At 59.3% G+C, this 19168-nt stretch carries 16 protein-coding genes, 1 tRNA gene and 1 pseudogene; 9 read left to right on the top strand and 9 right to left on the bottom strand.

What is annotated here, in order from left to right; genetic code table 11:
* Positions 1-103 precede the first annotated feature (103 nt).
* Together ABIA48_RS24280 and ABIA48_RS24275 are read left to right on the top strand one after the other, a co-directional pair.
* Positions 104-1300 (top strand): amino acid aminotransferase, encoded by a 1197-nt coding sequence (locus ABIA48_RS24280; protein ID WP_429491923.1) that lies wholly within the window; start codon positions 104-106, stop codon positions 1298-1300.
* Between the two features lie 235 nt (positions 1301-1535).
* Positions 1536-1745: a hypothetical protein gene (locus tag ABIA48_RS24275; protein ID WP_057396152.1), complete on the top strand. Its 210-nt coding sequence runs from the start codon at positions 1536-1538 to the stop codon at positions 1743-1745.
* Here ABIA48_RS24275 and ABIA48_RS24270 read toward each other — a convergent pair.
* Entirely contained in the window at positions 1742-1972 is a 231-nt protein-coding gene (locus ABIA48_RS24270) for a hypothetical protein (RefSeq protein ID WP_429491921.1), read from the bottom strand. The two genes, ABIA48_RS24275 and ABIA48_RS24270, sit on opposite strands and share 4 nt — an antisense overlap.
* 227 nt (positions 1973-2199) lie before the next feature.
* On the opposite strand from ABIA48_RS24270, the gene ABIA48_RS24265 reads away from it, so the two are divergent.
* Positions 2200-2275 (top strand) — tRNA-Asn (locus ABIA48_RS24265).
* Positions 2276-2509: 234 nt separating this feature from the next.
* Here the strand turns inward: ABIA48_RS24265 and ABIA48_RS24260 are convergent.
* The 3 genes from ABIA48_RS24260 to ABIA48_RS24250 all read right to left on the bottom strand — a co-directional run bounded on the left by ABIA48_RS24260 (position 2510) and on the right by ABIA48_RS24250 (position 7524).
* Positions 2510-5602: an efflux RND transporter permease subunit gene (locus ABIA48_RS24260; RefSeq protein ID WP_429491919.1), complete on the bottom strand. Its 3093-nt coding sequence runs from the start codon at positions 5600-5602 to the stop codon at positions 2510-2512.
* Positions 5599-6720 carry an efflux RND transporter periplasmic adaptor subunit gene (locus tag ABIA48_RS24255; protein ID WP_429491917.1) on the bottom strand — a complete coding sequence of 374 codons (1122 nt, stop codon included), beginning with the start codon at positions 6718-6720 and terminating at the stop codon, positions 5599-5601. Before ABIA48_RS24255 ends, ABIA48_RS24260 begins: the two co-directional genes overlap by 4 nt.
* A 183-nt stretch (positions 6721-6903) precedes the next feature.
* The gene (locus ABIA48_RS24250; RefSeq protein ID WP_429491915.1) at positions 6904-7524 is read right to left on the bottom strand and encodes a TetR/AcrR family transcriptional regulator; all 621 of its coding nucleotides are present in this window, start codon (positions 7522-7524) and stop codon (positions 6904-6906) included.
* An 87-nt stretch (positions 7525-7611) separates the two neighbouring features.
* On the opposite strand from ABIA48_RS24250, the gene ABIA48_RS24245 reads away from it, so the two are divergent.
* Complete coding sequence (locus tag ABIA48_RS24245; protein WP_429491913.1) at positions 7612-9081, top strand: efflux transporter outer membrane subunit; 1470 nt, start codon at positions 7612-7614, stop codon at positions 9079-9081.
* Positions 9082-9204: 123 nt separating this feature from the next.
* Here the strand turns inward: ABIA48_RS24245 and ABIA48_RS24240 are convergent, their stop codons facing one another.
* On the bottom strand, positions 9205-10722 hold the full coding sequence (locus tag ABIA48_RS24240; RefSeq protein WP_429491911.1) for a nucleobase:cation symporter-2 family protein: 1518 nt from the start codon (positions 10720-10722) through the stop codon (positions 9205-9207).
* Between the two features lie 255 nt (positions 10723-10977).
* Here ABIA48_RS24240 and ABIA48_RS24235 point away from each other — a divergent pair, with 255 nt between their 5' ends.
* Both ABIA48_RS24235 and ABIA48_RS24230 read left to right on the top strand, forming a co-directional pair.
* Complete coding sequence (locus ABIA48_RS24235) at positions 10978-11259, top strand: BrnT family toxin (RefSeq protein ID WP_429491909.1); 282 nt, start codon at positions 10978-10980, stop codon at positions 11257-11259.
* A 3-nt stretch (positions 11260-11262) separates the two neighbouring features.
* Positions 11263-11568 (top strand): BrnA antitoxin family protein, encoded by a 306-nt coding sequence (locus ABIA48_RS24230; protein WP_429491907.1) that lies wholly within the window; start codon positions 11263-11265, stop codon positions 11566-11568.
* A 55-nt stretch (positions 11569-11623) separates the two neighbouring features.
* Here the strand turns inward: ABIA48_RS24230 and ABIA48_RS24225 are convergent, their stop codons facing one another.
* Complete coding sequence (locus ABIA48_RS24225) at positions 11624-12454, bottom strand: arylamine N-acetyltransferase family protein (protein WP_429491905.1); 831 nt, start codon at positions 12452-12454, stop codon at positions 11624-11626.
* A gap of 338 nt (positions 12455-12792) precedes the next feature.
* On the opposite strand from ABIA48_RS24225, the gene ABIA48_RS24220 reads away from it, so the two are divergent.
* Entirely contained in the window at positions 12793-13119 is a 327-nt protein-coding gene (locus tag ABIA48_RS24220; protein WP_429491903.1) for a hypothetical protein, read from the top strand.
* Between the two features lie 87 nt (positions 13120-13206).
* On the opposite strand, the pseudogene ABIA48_RS24215 reads toward ABIA48_RS24220, so the two are convergent.
* Both ABIA48_RS24215 and ABIA48_RS24210 read right to left on the bottom strand, forming a co-directional pair.
* Positions 13207-14055, bottom strand: a pseudogene (locus ABIA48_RS24215) (DUF1254 domain-containing protein); the annotation flags it as partial.
* A gap of 112 nt (positions 14056-14167) precedes the next feature.
* Complete coding sequence (locus tag ABIA48_RS24210; RefSeq protein ID WP_429491901.1) at positions 14168-15739, bottom strand: sensor domain-containing diguanylate cyclase; 1572 nt, start codon at positions 15737-15739, stop codon at positions 14168-14170.
* A 243-nt stretch (positions 15740-15982) separates the two neighbouring features.
* Between ABIA48_RS24210 and ABIA48_RS24205 the strand changes: the two genes are divergently transcribed.
* Positions 15983-16450 (top strand): hypothetical protein, encoded by a 468-nt coding sequence (locus ABIA48_RS24205; protein WP_429491899.1) that lies wholly within the window; start codon positions 15983-15985, stop codon positions 16448-16450.
* Between the two features lie 128 nt (positions 16451-16578).
* Here the strand turns inward: ABIA48_RS24205 and ABIA48_RS24200 are convergent, their stop codons facing one another.
* Complete coding sequence (locus ABIA48_RS24200) at positions 16579-18333, bottom strand: L,D-transpeptidase family protein (protein ID WP_429491897.1); 1755 nt, start codon at positions 18331-18333, stop codon at positions 16579-16581.
* A gap of 81 nt (positions 18334-18414) precedes the next feature.
* Here ABIA48_RS24200 and ABIA48_RS24195 point away from each other — a divergent pair, with 81 nt between their 5' ends.
* On the top strand, positions 18415-19116 hold the full coding sequence (locus ABIA48_RS24195; RefSeq protein WP_429491896.1) for a murein L,D-transpeptidase catalytic domain family protein: 702 nt from the start codon (positions 18415-18417) through the stop codon (positions 19114-19116).
* Positions 19117-19168 lie beyond the last annotated feature (52 nt).

Here is a 19168-nt window from a genome sequence, read left to right as displayed (position 1 = left end):
TCGCCGATGGCCTCTATACTAGCTCCCCGTTTGTGCACCGCTCTAGTGCATTCGGCTGGAGCGCGACACGTCCCTCCACTCTCCATTCAGAGCCGCCGCAATAATGAGCCTGTTCTCCGCTGTCGAAATGGCACCACGCGATCCAATCCTGGGCCTCAACGAAGCATTCAACGCCGATACCCGGACCAACAAAGTCAACCTGGGGGTCGGTGTTTACTGCAACGAGGAGGGGCGAATTCCACTCCTGCGCGCCGTTGTCGAAGCCGAAACCATTCGCGCCGCTCAACACGTTTCCCGTGGCTACCTGCCAATCGACGGCATTGCCGCCTACGACCAGGCTGTGCAAAAACTGCTGTTCGGCAATGATTCGCCGCTGATCGCTGCCGGCCGTGTAATCACCACCCAGGCCGTTGGCGGTACTGGCGCACTGAAAATCGGTGCCGACTTCCTCAAGCAACTGCTGCCGAACGCCGTTGTGGCGATCAGCGACCCGAGCTGGGAAAACCACCGTGCCCTGTTCGAAACCGCCGGTTTCCCGGTGCAGAACTACCGTTACTACGACGCCGCGACCCACGACGTGAACCGTACCGGCATGCTGGAAGACCTGAACGCGCTGCCGAACGGTTCGATCATTGTGCTGCACGCCTGCTGCCACAACCCGACCGGCGTGGACCTGAGCCCGGCGGACTGGAAAAACGTCCTGGAAGTCGTTAAAGCCAAAGGCCACGTGCCATTCCTCGACATGGCGTATCAAGGTTTCGGCGATGGCATCGATGAAGACGCCGCTGCCGTGCGCATGTTCGCTGAGTCGGGCCTGACTTTCTTCGCTTCCAGCTCGTTCTCCAAGTCGTTCTCGCTGTACGGCGAGCGCGTGGGTGCCCTGTCGATCGTCAGCGAATCGAAAGAAGAAAGCGCGCGCGTGCTGTCGCAAGTCAAACGCGTGATCCGCACCAACTACTCCAACCCGCCGACCCACGGTGCCAGCGTTGTCGCTGCAGTGCTGAACAGCCCGGAACTGCGCGCCCAGTGGGAAGCCGAACTGGCCGAAATGCGCTTGCGCATTCGTGGCATGCGGACCCAGATGGTCGACCTGCTGGCTCAAAAAGCGCCTCAGCGCGATTTCAGCTTCGTCGGTCGTCAGTGCGGCATGTTCTCGTACTCCGGTCTGAGCGTTGAGCAGGTTCACCGTCTGCGTAACGAGTTCGGCATCTATGCCCTGGACACTGGCCGCATCTGCGTGGCCGCGCTGAACCAGAGCAACATCAAGGTGGTGACGGACGCGATTGTCCAAGTCATCTGATAACACCTTGAAATGAAAACGGGAAGCCTTCGGGCTTCCCGTTTTTATTTGTCTCAGATATTTCCCGATGGGCCGACTGAGCCCTCTAAACTGCACACAAATACAAATGTGGGAGCGGGCTTGCTCGCGAAGACGGCGGCACATTCAGTACTTGTATAAACTGGTCCACCGCTTTCGCGAGCAAGCCCGCTCCCACAGGTTATGCGTACACTCTGTAATTCCGATGAGAACCCACATGAAAAACGATGACCTGCGCGCCGACCGCGATGACCTGGACGACCTGGATCACTTCATCCCCCGCGCCCCGACAAAACGCGGCAACAACCTGGTAATGCAAGTCGCTGCCGGTGTATTCCTCGGTGGCCTGGCCCTGTGGCTGGTGCAATTGGGTGCCACAGCGCTCTACGCCAAACTGATGGTTGCCACGATTACCTTCGGCGGTTAAGCCAGTTCGGTCGCACGCTGGCTGGCAGCGTCGTCGTAGGCGACATACAGCGATTCGGCGATCTGACTCTTGATCGCCTTGGTGCTTTCCAGCCCCAGGACGAAACCTTCGGCCTTGCCACCCGCGCGGTTCAATGCTTCAGCGGTGCCGGCCTGAGTGATGGCGTCGAACAACTTTTCGGCATGGGGACCGACGCCCTTGGGCAGGCTGATCTGAGAGATGCTCATGGGCGCACCCCGTGGTGTCGAGGTGTGAGGGTCGAATGATTCATGGCGCGTACCTTTTCGGCGAATGGCCGGCAGCGCGTGTCACCACTTCCGGGCGGCCATGGTAGACCTCTGGGCTGATCCTGGTAACCGCCAATCGCCGCTAAACCACCGCCCGCCCCGATAATTCGCTCCAATTGTTATTCGATGCTTGACTTCTCTTTTTGAATCAGTAAGATACGCGCCATTCCGCGATAGCTCAGTTGGTAGAGCAAGTGACTGTTAATCACTGGGTCCCTGGTTCGAGTCCAGGTCGTGGAGCCATACAACGTTCCAGAGAAGGCTTCAAAAATCTCTGAGAACCCCGAAAAACCCGCCTTCTGGCGGGTTTTTTCGTTTTGGCGTTCCGTCGGATTCCGGTGGATGCCAGCCATTTTAAGGGTAGCGTTTGCCCCGGTCATCGCATCCCTGCCTTCACCCAACTCAGAATCTCGCGGCACTGGTTTCGTCAGCCAATGCAGCCTCCACCCGCCCACCGGTGACCCGGGTACGCAGATATCAAGCAACATGAGTGTTCGCTGCAAGCTCATGCCGGGGCTGGGGCTCAGGCTTGATCTTGAACCAGAGGGCGTACATCGCTGGCAGGAACACCAGGGTCAGCACGGTGCCGGCAAACGTACCGCCAATCAGGGTGTAGGCCAGCGTTCCCCAGAACACCGAATGGGTCAGCGGAATGAACGCCAACATCGCCGCCAACGCCGTGAGAATCACGGGCCTCGCGCGCTGCACGGTGGCTTCGACCACGGCGTTGTAAGGCGACAGGCCGGCTTGCTCATTGGAGTGAATCTGGCCAATGAGGATCAGCGCGTTGCGCATCAGAATCCCTGACAAGGCAATCAATCCCACCAAGGCGTTGATCCCGAACGGCTGCTGGAACAGCAGCAGAATTGGCACCACACCAATCAGGCCCAAAGGCGCGGTGGCGAACACCATCATCATTGCCGACATCGAGCGCACCTGAATGATGATGGTCAGCAACATCAGCGCGATCATGATCGGGAACAACGGCAGCAATGCCTTGTTCGCCTTACCCGACTCCTCGATCGCGCCGGCAATCTCAATCCGGTAGCCCGTCGGCAGTTTTTCGATGATGGGCTGCAACTGCGTTATCAAGGCGCTGGAGACATCGGGAGGCTGAAGACCTTCAGCCACGTCACCGCGCACGGTGATGGTCGGCGTCCGATCACGACGCCGCAGGATGGGCTCCTCCATGCGCACATCCACCGCCCCTACCTGGGACAGCGACACCCGCTGGCCTTGGGCGCCGGTCAGCGTGAAGGCGGCAATTTTCGATGGATCCAGACGCGTCTCCCCAGCGGAGCGAGCCACCACCTGAACCGCACGAATGTCTTCACGCACCTCGGTGACAGGCACCCCCGTGAGCAGGAATTGCAGCTGTTGTGCGACATCGGTCGAGGTCAAGCCGAATGCTTGCAGGCGATCCTGATCCAGCGTGAGATGAAGCGCCGGTGTGCGCTCGCCCAAGTCGGTGTTGACGGTCCTCATCAGGGGGCTGACGCTCATGACCGCACGCACCTGCGCGGCGATATCTCGTAACATCGCGGGGTCGGCGCCCATCACCCGGAAGGCCACCGGATACGGTGAATAAGGACCAAATACCAACTGCGTCACCCGCACCCGAGCTTCAGGCGCCAAGCCATCGGCCGCGGCTTGTCTGAGGCGGAGCTTGAGCGCCTCGCGCTCTTGCTGATTCGCGGTCAGGACGACGATTTTTGCGAAGGATGGATCGGGTAGTTCAGGGGCCATCGCCAAGTAGAAGCGCGGCGCGCCCTGGCCAATGTAAGCGGTGACGATCTTGGCCTCCGGCTGCTGAGCCAACCACGCCTCGACCTTGGCCGCCGCCACATCAGTCTGTTCGATAGAGGTGCCGTAAGGCATCTGCACCTCAACCAGCACCTCAGGTCGGTCGGACGTTGGGAAGAACTGCTTGTTGACCACGCCCATGCCCAGAATCGCAACAACAAACAAGCCCGCGACGGATGTCGCCACCAGGCCTTTGCGGCGGATCACACTGCCCAGCAGACGCCTGAAACGCTGGTAGTTCGGCGTACCGTAAATCGCCATATGCCCGCCTTCAGGCACCTTGATCTGCGGTAGCAGTTTGACGCCCAGGTAAGGTGTAAACACCACGGCCACCACCCAGGAAGTGATCAGCGCAATGCCAACGATCCAGAACATGTTCGCGGTGTACTCACCAGCGGTCGACTTGGCAAAACCGTTGGGCATAAAGCCGATCGCCGTCACCAACGTTCCCGACAACATCGGCGCGGCCGTGTGGCTCCAGGCATAAGCGGAGGCCTTGATTCGGTCGTAGCCCTCCTCCATCTTCACCACCATCATTTCAATGGCAATGATTGCATCGTCCACCAGCAGCCCCAGCGCCAGAATCAACGAGCCCAGGGTAATTCGATCGAAGTCCTTGCCCGTGGCCGCCATGACAATGAACACGGCCGCCAGGGTCAGCGGCACCGCCGCGGCAACCACAACGCCGACACGCCAGCCCATGCTGAGAAAACACACCAGCAGCACCACGCCCAAGGCAGCAAAGAATTTCACCATGAACTCGTTGACGGAGGCGCCAATATTCACCGCCTGATCCGTGACCTTGGTCAGGCTCATGCCCAAAGGCATCTGCTCGTTGATCGCTGTGGCCTCAGCGTCCAGCGACTTCCCCAAATCCAGGCCGTTCCAGCCGTCGCGCATGACCACGCCGAGCAACAGTGCCGGCTCGCCGTTGTTGCGTACCAGGAACGTCGCGGGGTCCTCATAACCGCGCTTGACCTCAGCCACATCGGACAACTTGAGGGTTCTGCCCTGCACCGTCAGTGGGGTATTACGAATCTTCTGCAGGTCATCAAACGCGCCATCCAGGCGGATGAAAACCTGTGGACCCTTCGCTTCTACCGAACCTGCCGGGGTTATCATGTTTTGCGCGTTCAACGCACTGAAGATGTCGCGTGCGGAAATGCCCAGTGTCGCCAAACGCTCGTAGGACAGCTCGACAAAAATGCGCTCGGCCTGTTCACCGATGATGTTGACCTTCTTCACACCCGCCACATGCAGCAGACGCTGGCGCAAGCTCTCGGCTTCGCGCACCAACAGACGTTGCGGCTCGCCCTTGGCCTTGAGCGCATAGAGCGCGAAGGTGACATCGGAATACTCGTCATTGACCATCGGGCCGATCACCCCAGGCGGCAACCCCTTCTGCTCATCCAGAATTTTCTTGCGCGCCTGGTAAAACTCTTCCTGGACGGCTGAGGGCGGCGTGCTGTCGAGCAGGTACACCGTTGTGAATGCCAAGCCGGGCCGGGTAAAGGTCTCGGTCCGATCGTACCAACGCAGTTCCTGCATGCGTTTTTCCAGCTTTTCTACCACCTGGTCTTGCATCTCCTGGGCCGTCGCCCCTGGCCACGCGGTGACCACCGTCATTTGTTTAATGGTGAATGCGGGGTCTTCCGCACGCCCCAGTTTGAAGAAGGCGTACAACCCACCCACAGCAATCAGCAAGATCAAAAACAGGGTGATTGAGCGCTCGCGTACAGCCAGCGCCGAAAGATTGAAGCCGCTCATCGACTGACCTCAACCACTGAATTTTGCGGAGCATCGGCGAGTTCAGTCCTGACCTTCTCTCCCTCGCTCAGCAAGTGAGCACCCAATGCGACAACACGATCACCCACCTGCAGATCACCCGTCACGCGCACGCTGGCCTCATTATTCAGGCCGCGAACCTTGATCGGGCGCCATGCGACCTGCTCAGGCTCCCCGCCCACCACCCAGACCCCCGGGCCGTTACCGGTGTCGTAGAGGGCCCCCATGGGCACCTGTAATTCCTTGGCATCAGCAACATCCGTGTCAGCGATAACCACTGAGATCGTCGAACCCAGGGTGGCGTTGGAGAGCGCCCCCTCCAGCACATAACGCGCTTCAAACGTTCGGGTCTGTCGGTCGGCAGAGTCGGACAACTGGCGTAAACGCGCTTTACCTGCTGTCTGGTGCTGGCCGTATAGCTCAACCGTCGCCGCCGAGCCCAGCGCAGGACGTAACGTCTCGGGTAACTGGATCACGGCCTCGCGCTGCCCTGAATGGGCAACGCGTACCACCACCTGCCCTGCGCCAACGACCTGCCCCGGCTCCGCCAAGGTATCCACTACCACCCCGTCTGCATCCGCCAGCAACGTCGAATAACCGGTCGCGTTTTTCGCCACATCAGCCTCGGCCTGGGCAGCGTTGAGTTGGGCTTTCGCCGAGTCGGCGGCGGCTTTGATCCCTGCGTAAGCTGAAGCAGATACCGCTCCGACGGACACCAGATCACGGTAGCGAAGCTCGTCATCGGAGGCCTGCCGAGCTCGGGCCATGGCGGCCAGTACCGCTTCCTGCTGTGCCCGCGCGGTCAGCGTCAGGTCGTTGGCATCGATGCGCATGAGGGGCTGCCCGCGCTTGACACTCTGTCCCGCATCCACCAAACGCTCCAAGACCTTCCCAGGTACCCGAAAACCAAGATCGCTCTGAACTCGAGCCGCGACGATACCGGTGAATACCCGTGCCGCAGGTGTGGAGGGCTGAACCACGCCGATGCGCACCAAGGGCACTTGAAGGCGAGGATCGGCAGGCGTGACCTCGTTGCAGGCCGCCAGGGCAAACGGCAACAAGACAATGAAAATGGGTGACATGCGGTGGCGCTGGATCATAAAGACCTCTCGGTAGCGGATGCACCATGCTTATTCAAGTGACTATTTCTGTCAATAGTCACCACCGAGACGAATGAACATTACCCACTTGATCAGAGCAAAGCAAAGCAAAGAGGCTCGATATCTGGTTTTTTCAGGCGCACACGCTGATACGGATGCACAGCGCATCCGTCAGCGGACGGTTTAAGGCATCAGGCTGCGCAGAACAAGATTGGAGATGAGAGAAGGGGCTTCTTCAACAAAATCGAGGTTGTACTGCAATAGCAGAGGATTGATGAAGGGCCGCAGAGCGAGATGAATCGCCTCTACCGTCTCATCCAGCGGTGTCTTGCGTTCAAACTCGCCGAGCTCTCGCCCCTCACGCACGATTTGCAACACGAAGCTCTTGATCCGAGCGTCATAGACTTGTGAGCTGGGCCACCGCTCCGACGCGGCGAACGCTGCGATGTCGTAGAGTTTACGGTCGTTAAAGAACAGGCTCACACCTGTAGCGATTAAGGTTTTGACCAGGCGCCGAAAACGTTCAGTCGGCGAGATGCCGTCTACATTGATGGCTTGCTCCACTGCTGCAACGATTTCAGTCAGGCAGTTTGTACAGATTGCTTCACCAATCGCCTGCTTGGATTCAAAGAATTTGTAGATGTAAGCCTTGGAAAAACCAATGGCCTTGGCTAGGTCAGAAACCGTTGTTTTGCCATAACCGTACTGACTGAAATGTTCGTTGGCCGCCGCAACAATCTGGTCTCGAATGTCGTGATCGGCTGGGCCACGGGCGCTGGGCGAAGAAACTGATGGCTGATTCATGCGAGCAGCTTACTCATCCCAAAGGTGGTTGACAACTTGTGACCAAATTGTAATATCGTCACAAACCGACCCTTTCGCAGGTATCGCATGCACCCTTCTCCTCGTTTCGCCGCCTTACTGTGTTTGGGTATGGTTGCAGGTTGCGCAGTGGGCCCCGACTACTCAAAACCCAGTGTGGAATTGCCCGAGCATTTCTCGGCGCAAACGTCCAAGGCACGACAAGTGGGCGCCGCAAATGCCGATCTCGCCGCTTGGTGGAACGCATTTAATGACCCAATACTCAGTCAGCTGATAAATCGAGCACTTGAACAGAACCTCGATTTAGCCCAGGCAAGCGCAAGGATCGAGCAGGCTCGTGCCGGTTTGGGTGCAGCTAACGCAGCCCTCCTGCCGTCGGCTACCGTCAACGCTCAAGCGGCCCGAGCCCGTCAGTCATTGGAGACTCCGTTGGGCCAAGTGCTCAATTCAGACCCTTCCCATAATCGCTACGGCAGTGCCTATGAGGCGAATTTGAATGCCAGCTGGGAGCTGGATGTGTTTGGCGGGCTGCGCCGAGGTAAAGAAGCCGCCTTGGCCGATTATCAGGCCTCGCAAGCCGGAGCGATTGCCACACGCCTGGCAGTGGTCGCGCAGACAGCCGATCTTTACATCAGCATCCGTGGCCTTCAAGCACGCCTGGAAATTGCCCGGCATCAAGTAGACACGCGACAACAACTGCTCACCACCATCGAACACCTCTATGCAAAAGGACTGGCAGCTGAACTGCAGTTGAACCAGACCCAAGGCGCGCTGAATCAAGCGCAGGCTAACGTTCCGGTACTGCAAGCCGGCCTTGACGCGTCAATGAATGCGCTGGATGTCATGTTGGGCAAAGCGCCGGGCACTTATAGCGCGCAGTTGACTAAACCGGCGCCCATCCCTGATGTGCCAGGCCTCTCGGACATGGGCGCTCCGGCCGACCTGCTGCGTCGGCGCCCAGACTTGATCGTCGCTGAGCGCCGGCTTGCGGCATCCAACGCACGCATTGGCGAAGCCATGTCCGAGTACTACCCCAAACTGTCTGTAGGGGCGCTGCTCGGCAGTGCTACCTCGGTATCCAGCGCAAACCTGTTCAGCAACGGCGCCAGTCAGGCTTCGGCGGCACTGGGATTACGCTGGAGGCTGTTCGATTTTGGTCGCATCAACGCTCAAATTGATTTGGCGAAAGGCCAAGAAGCCGAAGCCTTAGCCGCTTACCGCCAGTCCGTTCTGCGGGCCTGCGAAGATGTCGAAAGCGCTTTTTCGGCGCTCATCAACCGCGAGCAACAGTCGACACAACTCGCCCAGGGCGAGTCGGCGTATGCGAAAGCCCGAGCGACGTCGTTTGTCGCCTATGAAAAAGGCGTGGTCAGCCTGATCGAAGTACTGGATGCCGATGAACACCTTTTAGCGGCATCTGATGGCAGAGCCCAGGCACAAACTGAATCGGCTCGCGCTGCAGTGGCCACGTTCAAAGCATTGGGCGGCGGTTGGCAGCGAGACGACTCAGATGCTCGCGTTGTCTCAACGGTACTGTAAGTACCTTAGAACGTCACACACCTGTCCTTAAAATACAGACACGATTGAAAAGCCGCCCCTTGAAAAGAAAAGGGCCGATCTGTCTATTCAACAGATCGGCCCTTTTTTCAGTCGTCGTGAACGTCAGACATGCTCACTGCTTTTCAAGTGTGCCGCCCGTGGTTCTGCCACGCCATGTTCCGATTCCAGCACCGGAATCTCTTTGCCGTCGCAATCATGCAGTTTGCCGTCGCTGAAGTAGTCCCCTTCGCGCAACGCCGCCAGATCCTGATAACGCAGTACCCGCTCGGTACCAGCCGCAAAGACCGATTGCTGATCGGAGTTACCGGCAGTGAGATGGTTGAACGTCAGGTTCAGCACGATAGCCATGATCGCGGAAGAACTGATGCCCGAATGGAAAATAGTCGCGAACCAGCTTGGGAAGTGGTCGTAGAAGCTCGGCGCAGCGATCGGGATCATGCCGAAGCCAATCGAGGTAGCGACGATTATCAGATTGACGTTGTTGCGGTAGTCGACCTTGGACAAGGTACGAATGCCACTGGCCGCGACGGTGCCGAACAGCACGATACCGGCCCCGCCGAGAACCGAGGTCGGCACGGCGGCGATGACCCGGCCCATGAATGGCAGCAGGCCGAGGATCACCAGGAACAGACCGCCGGTGGCCACCACGTAGCGGCTCTTGATGCCGGTGACCGCCACCAGCCCGACGTTCTGGGCGAAGGCGCTTTGGGTGAAGGAGCCGAAGATCGGCGCGAACATGCTCGACAACATGTCGGCACGCAGACCGTTGCCCAGGCGCCTGGAATCAACCTTGGTGCCGATGATCTCACCGACGGCAAGAATGTCCGCCGAAGTTTCCACCAGCGTCACCATCACCACGATGCACATCGACAGGATCGCCGCGAAGTGGAAGGTCGGCATGCCGAAGTGGAACGGCGTCGGGAAGCCGAACATCGGGCCTTGGGTGACGGACGAAAAATCCGCCATGCCGAGGAACACCGCAATGATCGTACCGATGACCATGGCCAGCAGAATCGACAGGCGGGAGATGGTCGCACTGCCGATTTTACTCAGCAGTAAAACCAGTACCAGCGTCACCGCCGCCAGGCCGATGTTCGCCATGCTGCCGAAGTCCGGCGCATGGCTGTTGCCGCCCATGGCCCAACGTGCGGCTACCGGCATCAGCGTCAGGCCGATGGTGGTAATCACGATGCCAGTCACCAGCGGCGGGAAGAACCTGGTGATACGCGAGAACACCGGGGTTATCAGCAAACCGATCAGGGACGCGGCTATTACCGCGCCCAGCACCGACTGAAACCCGCCCTCCCCACCACTGCTGACAATCGCCACCATGGTCGCGACGCCGGAGAAGGACACGCCCTGCACCAGCGGCAATTGACAACCAAAAAACGGTAAACCCAGGGTTTGCAGCAGCGTTGCCAGCCCCCCCGCAAACAATGAAGCAGCAATCAACAAACCGATGTCCGCCGGCGAAAGCCCGGCAGCCTGGCCGATGATCAATGGTACCGCGACGATACCGCCATACATGGTCAGAACATGTTGCAGGCCATAAGCCATATTCGCGCCGATCCCTAGGTTTTCGTCCTCGGGCCGTTGGTGTGAAACATGGGGCGTTTTCATGTTAGGGGGTTCCCTGGTTTTTGTTATGCGCACACTGTATGCAAGACTCAGGACAAATGTCTATAGAGTTGTATACAACTTGTCAGTCACAAAATGGATACCTGTCCATTCCCGCCTGCCACTCACCCTTCTGGCCCCGCCAAAAACCTTGAAATACATCCCTCCCTGTCCAACCTCTCGCGCTGACTAGTCTTTTGAATTCCTGGCGACCATCGGTAAGGCTCGCCTCTTTTTTATACATATAAAGTATGCATAATGAAGCCATTCGAAATTCAGTTTCACAAGGCAAAGAACGCAGCCAACAAACTCAAGCACCAGGGCATCAGCCTCGCCGAGACCGAACCGGCGTTTCATGACGAACGAGCGCTGACCATCGAGGACAACCACCATGATGAACAACGCTGGGTCACCTTGGGGCTGGATGGCAAAGGCCGTTTGCTGGTCGTCGCGTACACACTCTGCGATCCGAATTTCGTTCGAATCATTTCCGCGCGCATCGCAACCAAAAGCGAACACCGTCAGTATCTGGAGGCATGACCGATGAAAGACGAATACGATTTCAGTAACGCCAGGCGCGGGGCCGTGGCACCCGCCAAAGGCAAGACCCGCATCACCATCATGCTCGATGACGCCGTCATCGAAGCCGCTCGGGCACTGGCAGAAAGCGAGGGGTACGGCTACCAGACAGCGATCAACAATACGTTGCGCCGGGCCCTGCTCAACGAAGGCAAGAGCACACAACTGAAACCAACACTCACCCCTGCCGAACTCAAGGGCCTGGAGCAAAAACTGGCGGAGGCCTTGCGCGAAATCCAACGGGTGATGGAGCCGGGTGTTCGGCCCTGAAACACAAAGGGCTGATCAATCAGACCAGCCCTTTGTGATGTTTTCGATCCGCCAGTTATTGCGGTGCTGCGATCAATCGCTCCAGAGTCCGCGCCAATTGCGCATGTTCCGGTACGTGAATGCCGAACTCGCTGTCCAGCAAGCCAATCAACTCCTGAACATCAGACACCTGCCGCCGCTCGCTGTCGTGGCCAATCCGGTGAATCGCGAAGCTGCCATTGTTGAGCGTACGACGCCACCCCTCCCCGGTGCGCGCCACCATCAATTGCATGGCGAAAGGCGACTCGGGGTGAGTCGAGACGTACCAGTTACCCACAGCGAAATCGATATCTTCCTGGCGTTGCAGGTCGAAGATGTACATCGCTCGCCACTCGCTCGCAACGTTGGCGCGCAGGGTAAAACCGTCGACGTGCAGGTCGATGCGATACAACTCGTGCGGGGTGAGTTGTTCGGCGCGGGAATCGAGCAACAGTGGCGCGGTCGGCACCATGCCGCCGAAGCCGACGTCGGTGATGTAGCGCACGTCATCGATGATGACCAGGCTCAGGCGATGGGTCCGGGCAGTCCAGGCGCCCTCCGGCTGGCCCATTACCACCCGGCCGCTGATGGCACGGGCGTCGAAACCCAACTCTTGAAGCAGGGCCAGAAACAGGTTGTTGAGTTCGTAGCAGTAACCGCCACGACCACTGTGCAAGACTTTCTGCTCGATGGACGGCAAATCGATCAACACCGGTTCGCCGGATAACGTGGTGAGGTTTTCAAACGGAAAAACGCCAGTGTGGCGCAATTGCAGTTGGCGCAGGGTTTCCAGGGTCGGCGCCGGAGGTGCATCGAAGCCCAGGCGTTGCAGGTACAAAGCACGGTCAGTCAGGCGTGGCTCGCTCATCGTTCAATCCTTTTGCACGTTCGCTGCGGATCACTCCGCCGATGGGCGTTATGTATAAGGGATGAACCGGTACGGCCGACAATTGATTTCGCCAATCGCCCTGTGCAGGCCCTACTGATCAAGCTGAATGCCATGTTGTGCGATGGCACCGAGTGGCGGTGACGAGTGGCATGGTGAAAACAGTTGCTCCCACAGGGTTCTCACTTGACCATGGATCGGTGATCCTCTGCGGCCCAGTGCCGGTCACGGTCAAATCCGTGCCACTGTTCAATCGTCCGGCACCCACCGCGCGCCCCTTCACACCCACATCAGGTAACGACTCATCCCGGGAGACGACCATGATGAACATCAGAATGACTTCGCTGCTGCTGACAGGATTGTTGTCGACAATGCCCCTGGCCACGCTTGCGGCGTCCGGCAATGGCGCTGACGCAACGGGTACGACATCGGGCGCAAGCCGCAACTCAACCGTACTGCCAGACAACAACAGGCCCAGCGCCCCCTCGAGCGACAACGGCCGCGGTCGTGGCCCCAGTTCGTCAATCGGCAGCACCGGCGTCAATGGTCCGGGCAGTGGCGCGGGTGGCGGGACCGGCGCCCCCGGAGGTGGAACCGGGGGCGCTGGCGGCGGAACGGGGAGCTGGACTGGCAAAAGCAGCCGATGACGGGCTGTCAGTGGCTGCTTATTGTCGCCTGGGGTAGAGGCACAGCGAACTATCGGCATTGCCCTTGCCGAAATGCAGCACGTATCAGTGCGTCCTGCCGAGTGGCTTGCCGTTGCTGTCGCCGATGTTCAATGGATAAATCGCCTCATTGGGCAGGTTGGTACCGTGCCCCACCTGCGTAACGATGGCGCGCTTGAGGTGGTAGTTGCCGTAGACGCCCGTGACAGCCGACATGGAATCGACCTGAACCTTCGGCGGCATTTGCCTGTCCACTGCCGCGTCGACGCTCACGGTGACGGCTTCAGGTTCCTTGCCCGACCGGGACAGTGGCGTCACCGTGTAACCGGCCTGGATCTTGTGCACCGCCGCGTAATCCGCCGCGCCGTCAGTCCTGGTTTGGCCGATGACCCAGACAAAGGGGGTTGACGCCGGCAGGTGCCCCATCCCGGCGGGCACCGCGCCGGTCCACCCCGGCGGCGTCACCAGCAATTGTCCGGCCTCGGTGTCCGTGGTGAGCCAGCCCGGCGAAGCGAACACGTCAGTCCACATATCGAGCATCGGTAACAGGTAGAAACGCCCTTTTGTATCCGGCGCGGTGATCACCAGCGGCTCGTTGGTCAAATCAAGCCAGGCAATCGAATACAACGTGTCGGAATTGGAGCGCACTGCCTCATTGAAATCGGCGGGCGGGTACTGCGGCACACTCACAAACATGTTCATCGGGTCTTTGCCGAATTCCTTGCCCGGCTCGCTGCTGGTGAATTGCTTGCGAGTGAGGTTCATGCTCGGCAGTGGGTAAAAATACAGATCGGCATCCACACCGATCGCGTGAGCTTCTTCGGCAGTGATTTTCGATTGTGCCTGGCTGGTCAGCGGCAAAACGACAATGGTTGCAACGGTCAGAGCAACGGCTGTCAACGCTGGAGGTATCAACATGTTGGCGATCGTCCGTGCGAAGGGAAGCCTGCCTGGTTCGGCAGAGCTAACGGAACTCTAGACGATCAATTCAGCCGGGGCCGAGAGATGGACCACCGGCAGGAAAAGCACTTCAACGATCGGAACGCATCAAGGCTTCGACACCACCAGCCATCGACAACGTTGCCACGCGGTTTCGCCCCGAATGCTTGGCCTGATACAGCGCCGCATCCGCCCGCTCAACGAACACGTCCATGCTGTCACGTCCCGATGGCACAAACGAGTAGCAACCCAGACTGACCGTCACGTAACCGTTGGGCGAGCCGGTGTGATTGATGTGCTTGTCGATGACGCTACGGCGGATCTGCTCGGCAATCGTCATGGCGCCGTGGATGTCGGTGTCCGGCAGCAGCACCGCAAACTCTTCACCGCCGTAACGCACCGCCAGATCGGCCTTGCGGTGGCAGCAACTCTTCAGCGCACGGGCTACTTCGGCCAGGCAATGGTCCCCCATCACGTGGCCGTAGGTGTCGTTGTAGCGCTTGAAGTAATCGATATCGAGCATGATCAGGCTCAAGGGGCTCGCCTGCCGGGCGCCGCGCCCGAACTCGATTTCCAGCGCCCGCTCGAACAACCGGCGGTTGGCCAGCCCGGTCAGGCTGTCGTGGGTGGCAATCAGCTCCAGCGCTTCCTGGGCCCTGCGCAAATCCGCCTCGACCCGCTCGCCAACACGCACTTGATGAATGAACACCCAACCGAACAACCCTACGCCCAGCAACACCAGGGCAACGATGAGGCTGGAGCGAAACGCCGTGTCGTACCAGCCCGCGAGAATGGACTCCGTGGACGACGCCGCAGCGACCACCAGCGGATACGCCTCCAGCTGGCGGTAACCGTACATGCGCGTCACACCATCGATGATCGACGTGAACATCACATTGCCGGAGGTGGCCAGCGGCAGGGACTTCTGGAAAATCTCGCCCTGGGCCAGCGACGCGCCGATCTGCGCCTCTACAAAAGGTCGACGCGCCAACAACGTGCCATCGGTCAGGCCGAGAAACATCGTGCCGTTGTCGTCGAGGCTGAAGCTTTTGAAGAACTGGTCGAAGTACGACATCTTGATGCCGGCCAGCAACACGCCCTGGAAATGGCCGTTCTTGTCGTTGACCCGTTTGGAAATCGGGATGATCCACTCGCCGTTTTCCCGGCTGCGGATGGCCGCGCCGATATGCGCCACCGACGATACGTTCTGCTGGTGAAACTTGAAGTACTCACGATCCGCCACCCCGGCACCCCGGGGCAGGTTTTCAAACGAGGTCACCACCCACTGGCCCTTCTGGTCGAACAGCAGGATGCCGTGCAATTGATCCAGCGCCAGCACCCGCCGGGCGAAGGTCTCCTGCAAGCGTGGTCGTTGATCCGGGCCGAAACCGTCGACCTGAATCCAGTCCACCAGACTGGTCAGCACCAGGTCGGCCTTCATGAAGGTGTCTTCGGCTTGCTGCGCCATGGCCCGCGTCAGGTTCGAAGACGCCACTTGCGCCAGGCTCAGATCATGGCGACGGGACTGTTCCAGTTGCAGGTAGAGCAAACCGCACAGGCACAGACACACCGTGGCAATGAACAGTACCGCAGCCTTGCGCAGCGGTATGCGTTTCAATGCGACGCCTGGGGCATGGTCCGGGTCGTTCAAGCGTGTGGGCAAAAGTTCATCCTGTCGGGGCAAGGCATGGGGAGCGACCCAAAACCCTCAATTTTTGTGGGCCGTAGTTTACGGGGTTATCCAGGACAAATGGGTGGCCACTTGCCCAGCGGTCTTACACCCGCCCGGTAGTCCTGCCCGGGCACAACATCTGCACCCTGCCGGTGCTGCAAACATGACCCAGGACAACCGCGGCATCCGCGTCAACGAGCTACGATTAGTCTGACCTCAATACAGGGAATCGACATGAGCAAGGCAGACGAACTCGCGGCAAAACTGAAACAAACACGGCATACCGGCACGGATCAGGCGATCGATAGCTGGCCGGGCCAGGTCTACGAACTGTATCAACGCATAGAGGCCTGGCTGCAGCCCTTGACCGAAGCCGGCCTGGTCCTGCGGCGCAACCCCACCCACGTGATCGAGAGTCACCCCAATGGTGATTCTTTCAATTACGCCATTGACCAGTTGGTGATCGCCGGCAATGAACGCAGCCTCACCTTTGATCCTGTTGCGCGCTTCACAGCAGATGGCGAGGGGCGCGTAGCGATTCACTCCCCGGGCAACGAGTTCGCCCTGTTGCGCACCGTGGACGAACATGGTGAAACACACTGGTGGCTACAAACGATCGAGCAGGCCACAGCGCAACTGGACGCGGTGGCGCTGACGGAAACCGATCTGCTGACAGTGGTGCAACAAGGGTTGGCGCTGTAAAAAGGGCACCCAACGCAATTCCTGTGGGAGCGGGCTTGCTCGCGAAGGCGTCGTGTCAATCGCCCCAGGGCGCGCTGACACACCGCTTTCGCGAGCAAGCCCGCTCCCACAATGCCCGGTGTTATTCGTTACAGTTGGTTCTGCCCCGTCACCACCCGCGGTATCTCTGCACGTCGCAAGTCCAGAGCCGGCATCTTCACAGGCTGACTCAAGCCTTGCAGCACCCTGGCATCGTAATCATAAATGTCGGGCTTGAACGTCACCCGCCCGTCTTTGCTCAGGTCCACGGTCCAATAGGCCAACAGCACTGGCACTTTCACCGGCAACAGGATGTTCTCGGTCTTGCCATTGGCCAACTGCTTCTGAATGCCGGCGCTATTCCAGCGCACCGGGTCGTTGAACAACAGCTCGACCAGTTGCAACGGGTTTTCTACGCGGATGCAGCCTGAACTGGTGGCCCGAACCGTTTTGGCAAACAACTCGCGGTGCGGCGTGTCATGCAGGTAAATCGCATAGTCGTTGGGAAAGCGGATCACCACCTGCCCCAGCGAACTGTCGGGGCCGGCATCCTGACGCAGGTGGATGCCTCGCGGATTGCTCCAGTCAACGCTCGACGGATCGAGCACATTGCCTTCGCGATCAATCACGCGAATCCGGTTGGCCTCCAGATAGCCAGGATCGTTCTGGATTTTTGGAATCACGTCCTGTTTGAGGATGGTCGGCGGCACGGTCCAGGTGGGGTTGAACGTGATGTAGGTGATTTCGGCCTGGAACACCGGCGTACTGCGCACCGGTTTACCGACTTGCACCCGTGAACGCCAGATCGGCAGACCGTCGCGGTACATCGCCACCTTATATCCGGCGATATCGACGATCACGAACGTGCCCTGAAGTTTGTACAACAGCCACCGGGCGCGCTCCATGTTGACCCGCACCTGATCGATCCGCGCCTCGACAGGCACGTTCAGCGCCGCCAGCGTCGCCGCCCCCGCCACGCCATCGGCCCCCAGGTATTGCTCGGCCTGATACTTCTTCACCGCGGCAATGACCTTGTCGTCGTAACCGGCTTTTTTCGACAGGCGCGGGTCCAGGTAACCGCCCGCCACCAGACGCGCACGCAATTGTGCGACCGCCACCCCATCCATGCCGGGCTTGAGCGATTGCCCTTCAGTGACTTTCGGCCAGCCGCCCGCATCACGGACCTGGCGCAACCGGGCCAGGCCCTCACGCAAATTGCGGTAAATCTCTTCCTGAGGAGGCGCCTCGGCGAATGCACGCGCCACGTCGTGGGCATCGAGGGCGGCAAACAGGTTGTTCATGTCCTCGCGGGCATCACCGCTGGCAGGATTGAAATTCCAGTGAATGTCCAGCCGCGCCGGATCGACTTTACCCCGTCGCAGTTGCAGCAGCGCGGTGATGAACGTGCGGGTCGCCGCCATGTCGAACATCGCCCGTTGCGCCGTGGAAGGCGCGGCCGCTACCAGCGATTCATGGGCCTGTGCCAGTTCGGTGATGCGAAAATCCGCCGGATTCAAGCCGTCGATCCGGGTGTCTTCGAGGCTCTTGAGTAACTGGGCTACATCACGATCATCGGTCCATGCGGCGCGATAGTTGCGATGCATATAGAAATCCAGCACCACCCGGCTGACATCCACACGCTGATGGCGCCTGGACGTGAGTAACGGTGGAAATGCCGTTCGCAGCGGCTCCAGCGTCGCCTGAATCGCCTGGCCAACCGCATCATCGGGCGCCGCGGCATCAATGGTGCTGTTCACAGCAGATACCGGCTCGATCGGCGAAGTTTGCGCAAACGCTGCACCACTGATCAGAAAGCCCATAAAAAAGATGCGGCTTATGACGAATGACCTTGTTAATTGCACCATGGATAATCCTTAATCTCCCGTTTCAAGCGGCTAGCTTCCCGCGCGCTGCTAGACTCGAAATTATCATGATGAGACCCGACTATGGCGCTAAACCGCTTTGGCCTTTTATTTGCCATTTTACTGACGTGCCTTTCAGTAACGTCAGCCTACGCCGATTCGCTTGAAAACGCGCTGATCAAAGCAGCACCAGGCGCCGACGCCAAAGTGATTGCCCTGGCCGTTCGTGCCACCCAATGCAGCCGCGCCCAAGGCATCGCCCCAGCCCAAAGACTGGCGGTGATCGATTACTCCCTGCCCTCGACCGAACAACGTCTGTGGGTCTTCGATCTTAAACGGCGCAAGTTGCTGTTTCACGAACTGGTCGCCCATGGCCGCAACAGCGGCGAAAACATGGCGACGCTGTTCTCCAACCAGAATGAAAGCTACGCCACCAGCCTTGGCCTGTTCCGCACTCAGGAAAGCTACCGCGGCCAGAACGGATACTCATTGCGCATGGAAGGCCTGGAGCCCGGTTTCAACGACAACGCCTATGACCGGGCCATCGTCATTCACGGCGCGCCCTACGTGAGCCCGGTGCTGGCCCGCGCCAATGGCCGGATCGGCCGCAGCCTGGGTTGCCCGGCCGTCAGACCGGCGATTGCCCATCGGCTGATCGATTCGATGAAGGACGGCCAGTTGTTGTTTTCCTACTACCCGGACCAGCGCTGGTTGAAGTCGTCTTCCTACATCAACTGCGGCAGCGATACTGTGGCCTCGAGGGAAAAGTCCACGTCACGCCAGTAAGCAACGCCCCCACCTGTCAAAACTGTAATCTCCACCTCAGCCTGCTGAAAGG

It is taken from the genome of Pseudomonas sp. S30_BP2TU TE3576 (genome assembly GCF_050436025.1).
Lineage (GTDB): Bacteria > Pseudomonadota > Gammaproteobacteria > Pseudomonadales > Pseudomonadaceae > Aquipseudomonas.
The sequence above is the reverse complement of the archived record's forward strand: the minus strand, read 5'-3'. Positions and strand labels throughout refer to the sequence as shown.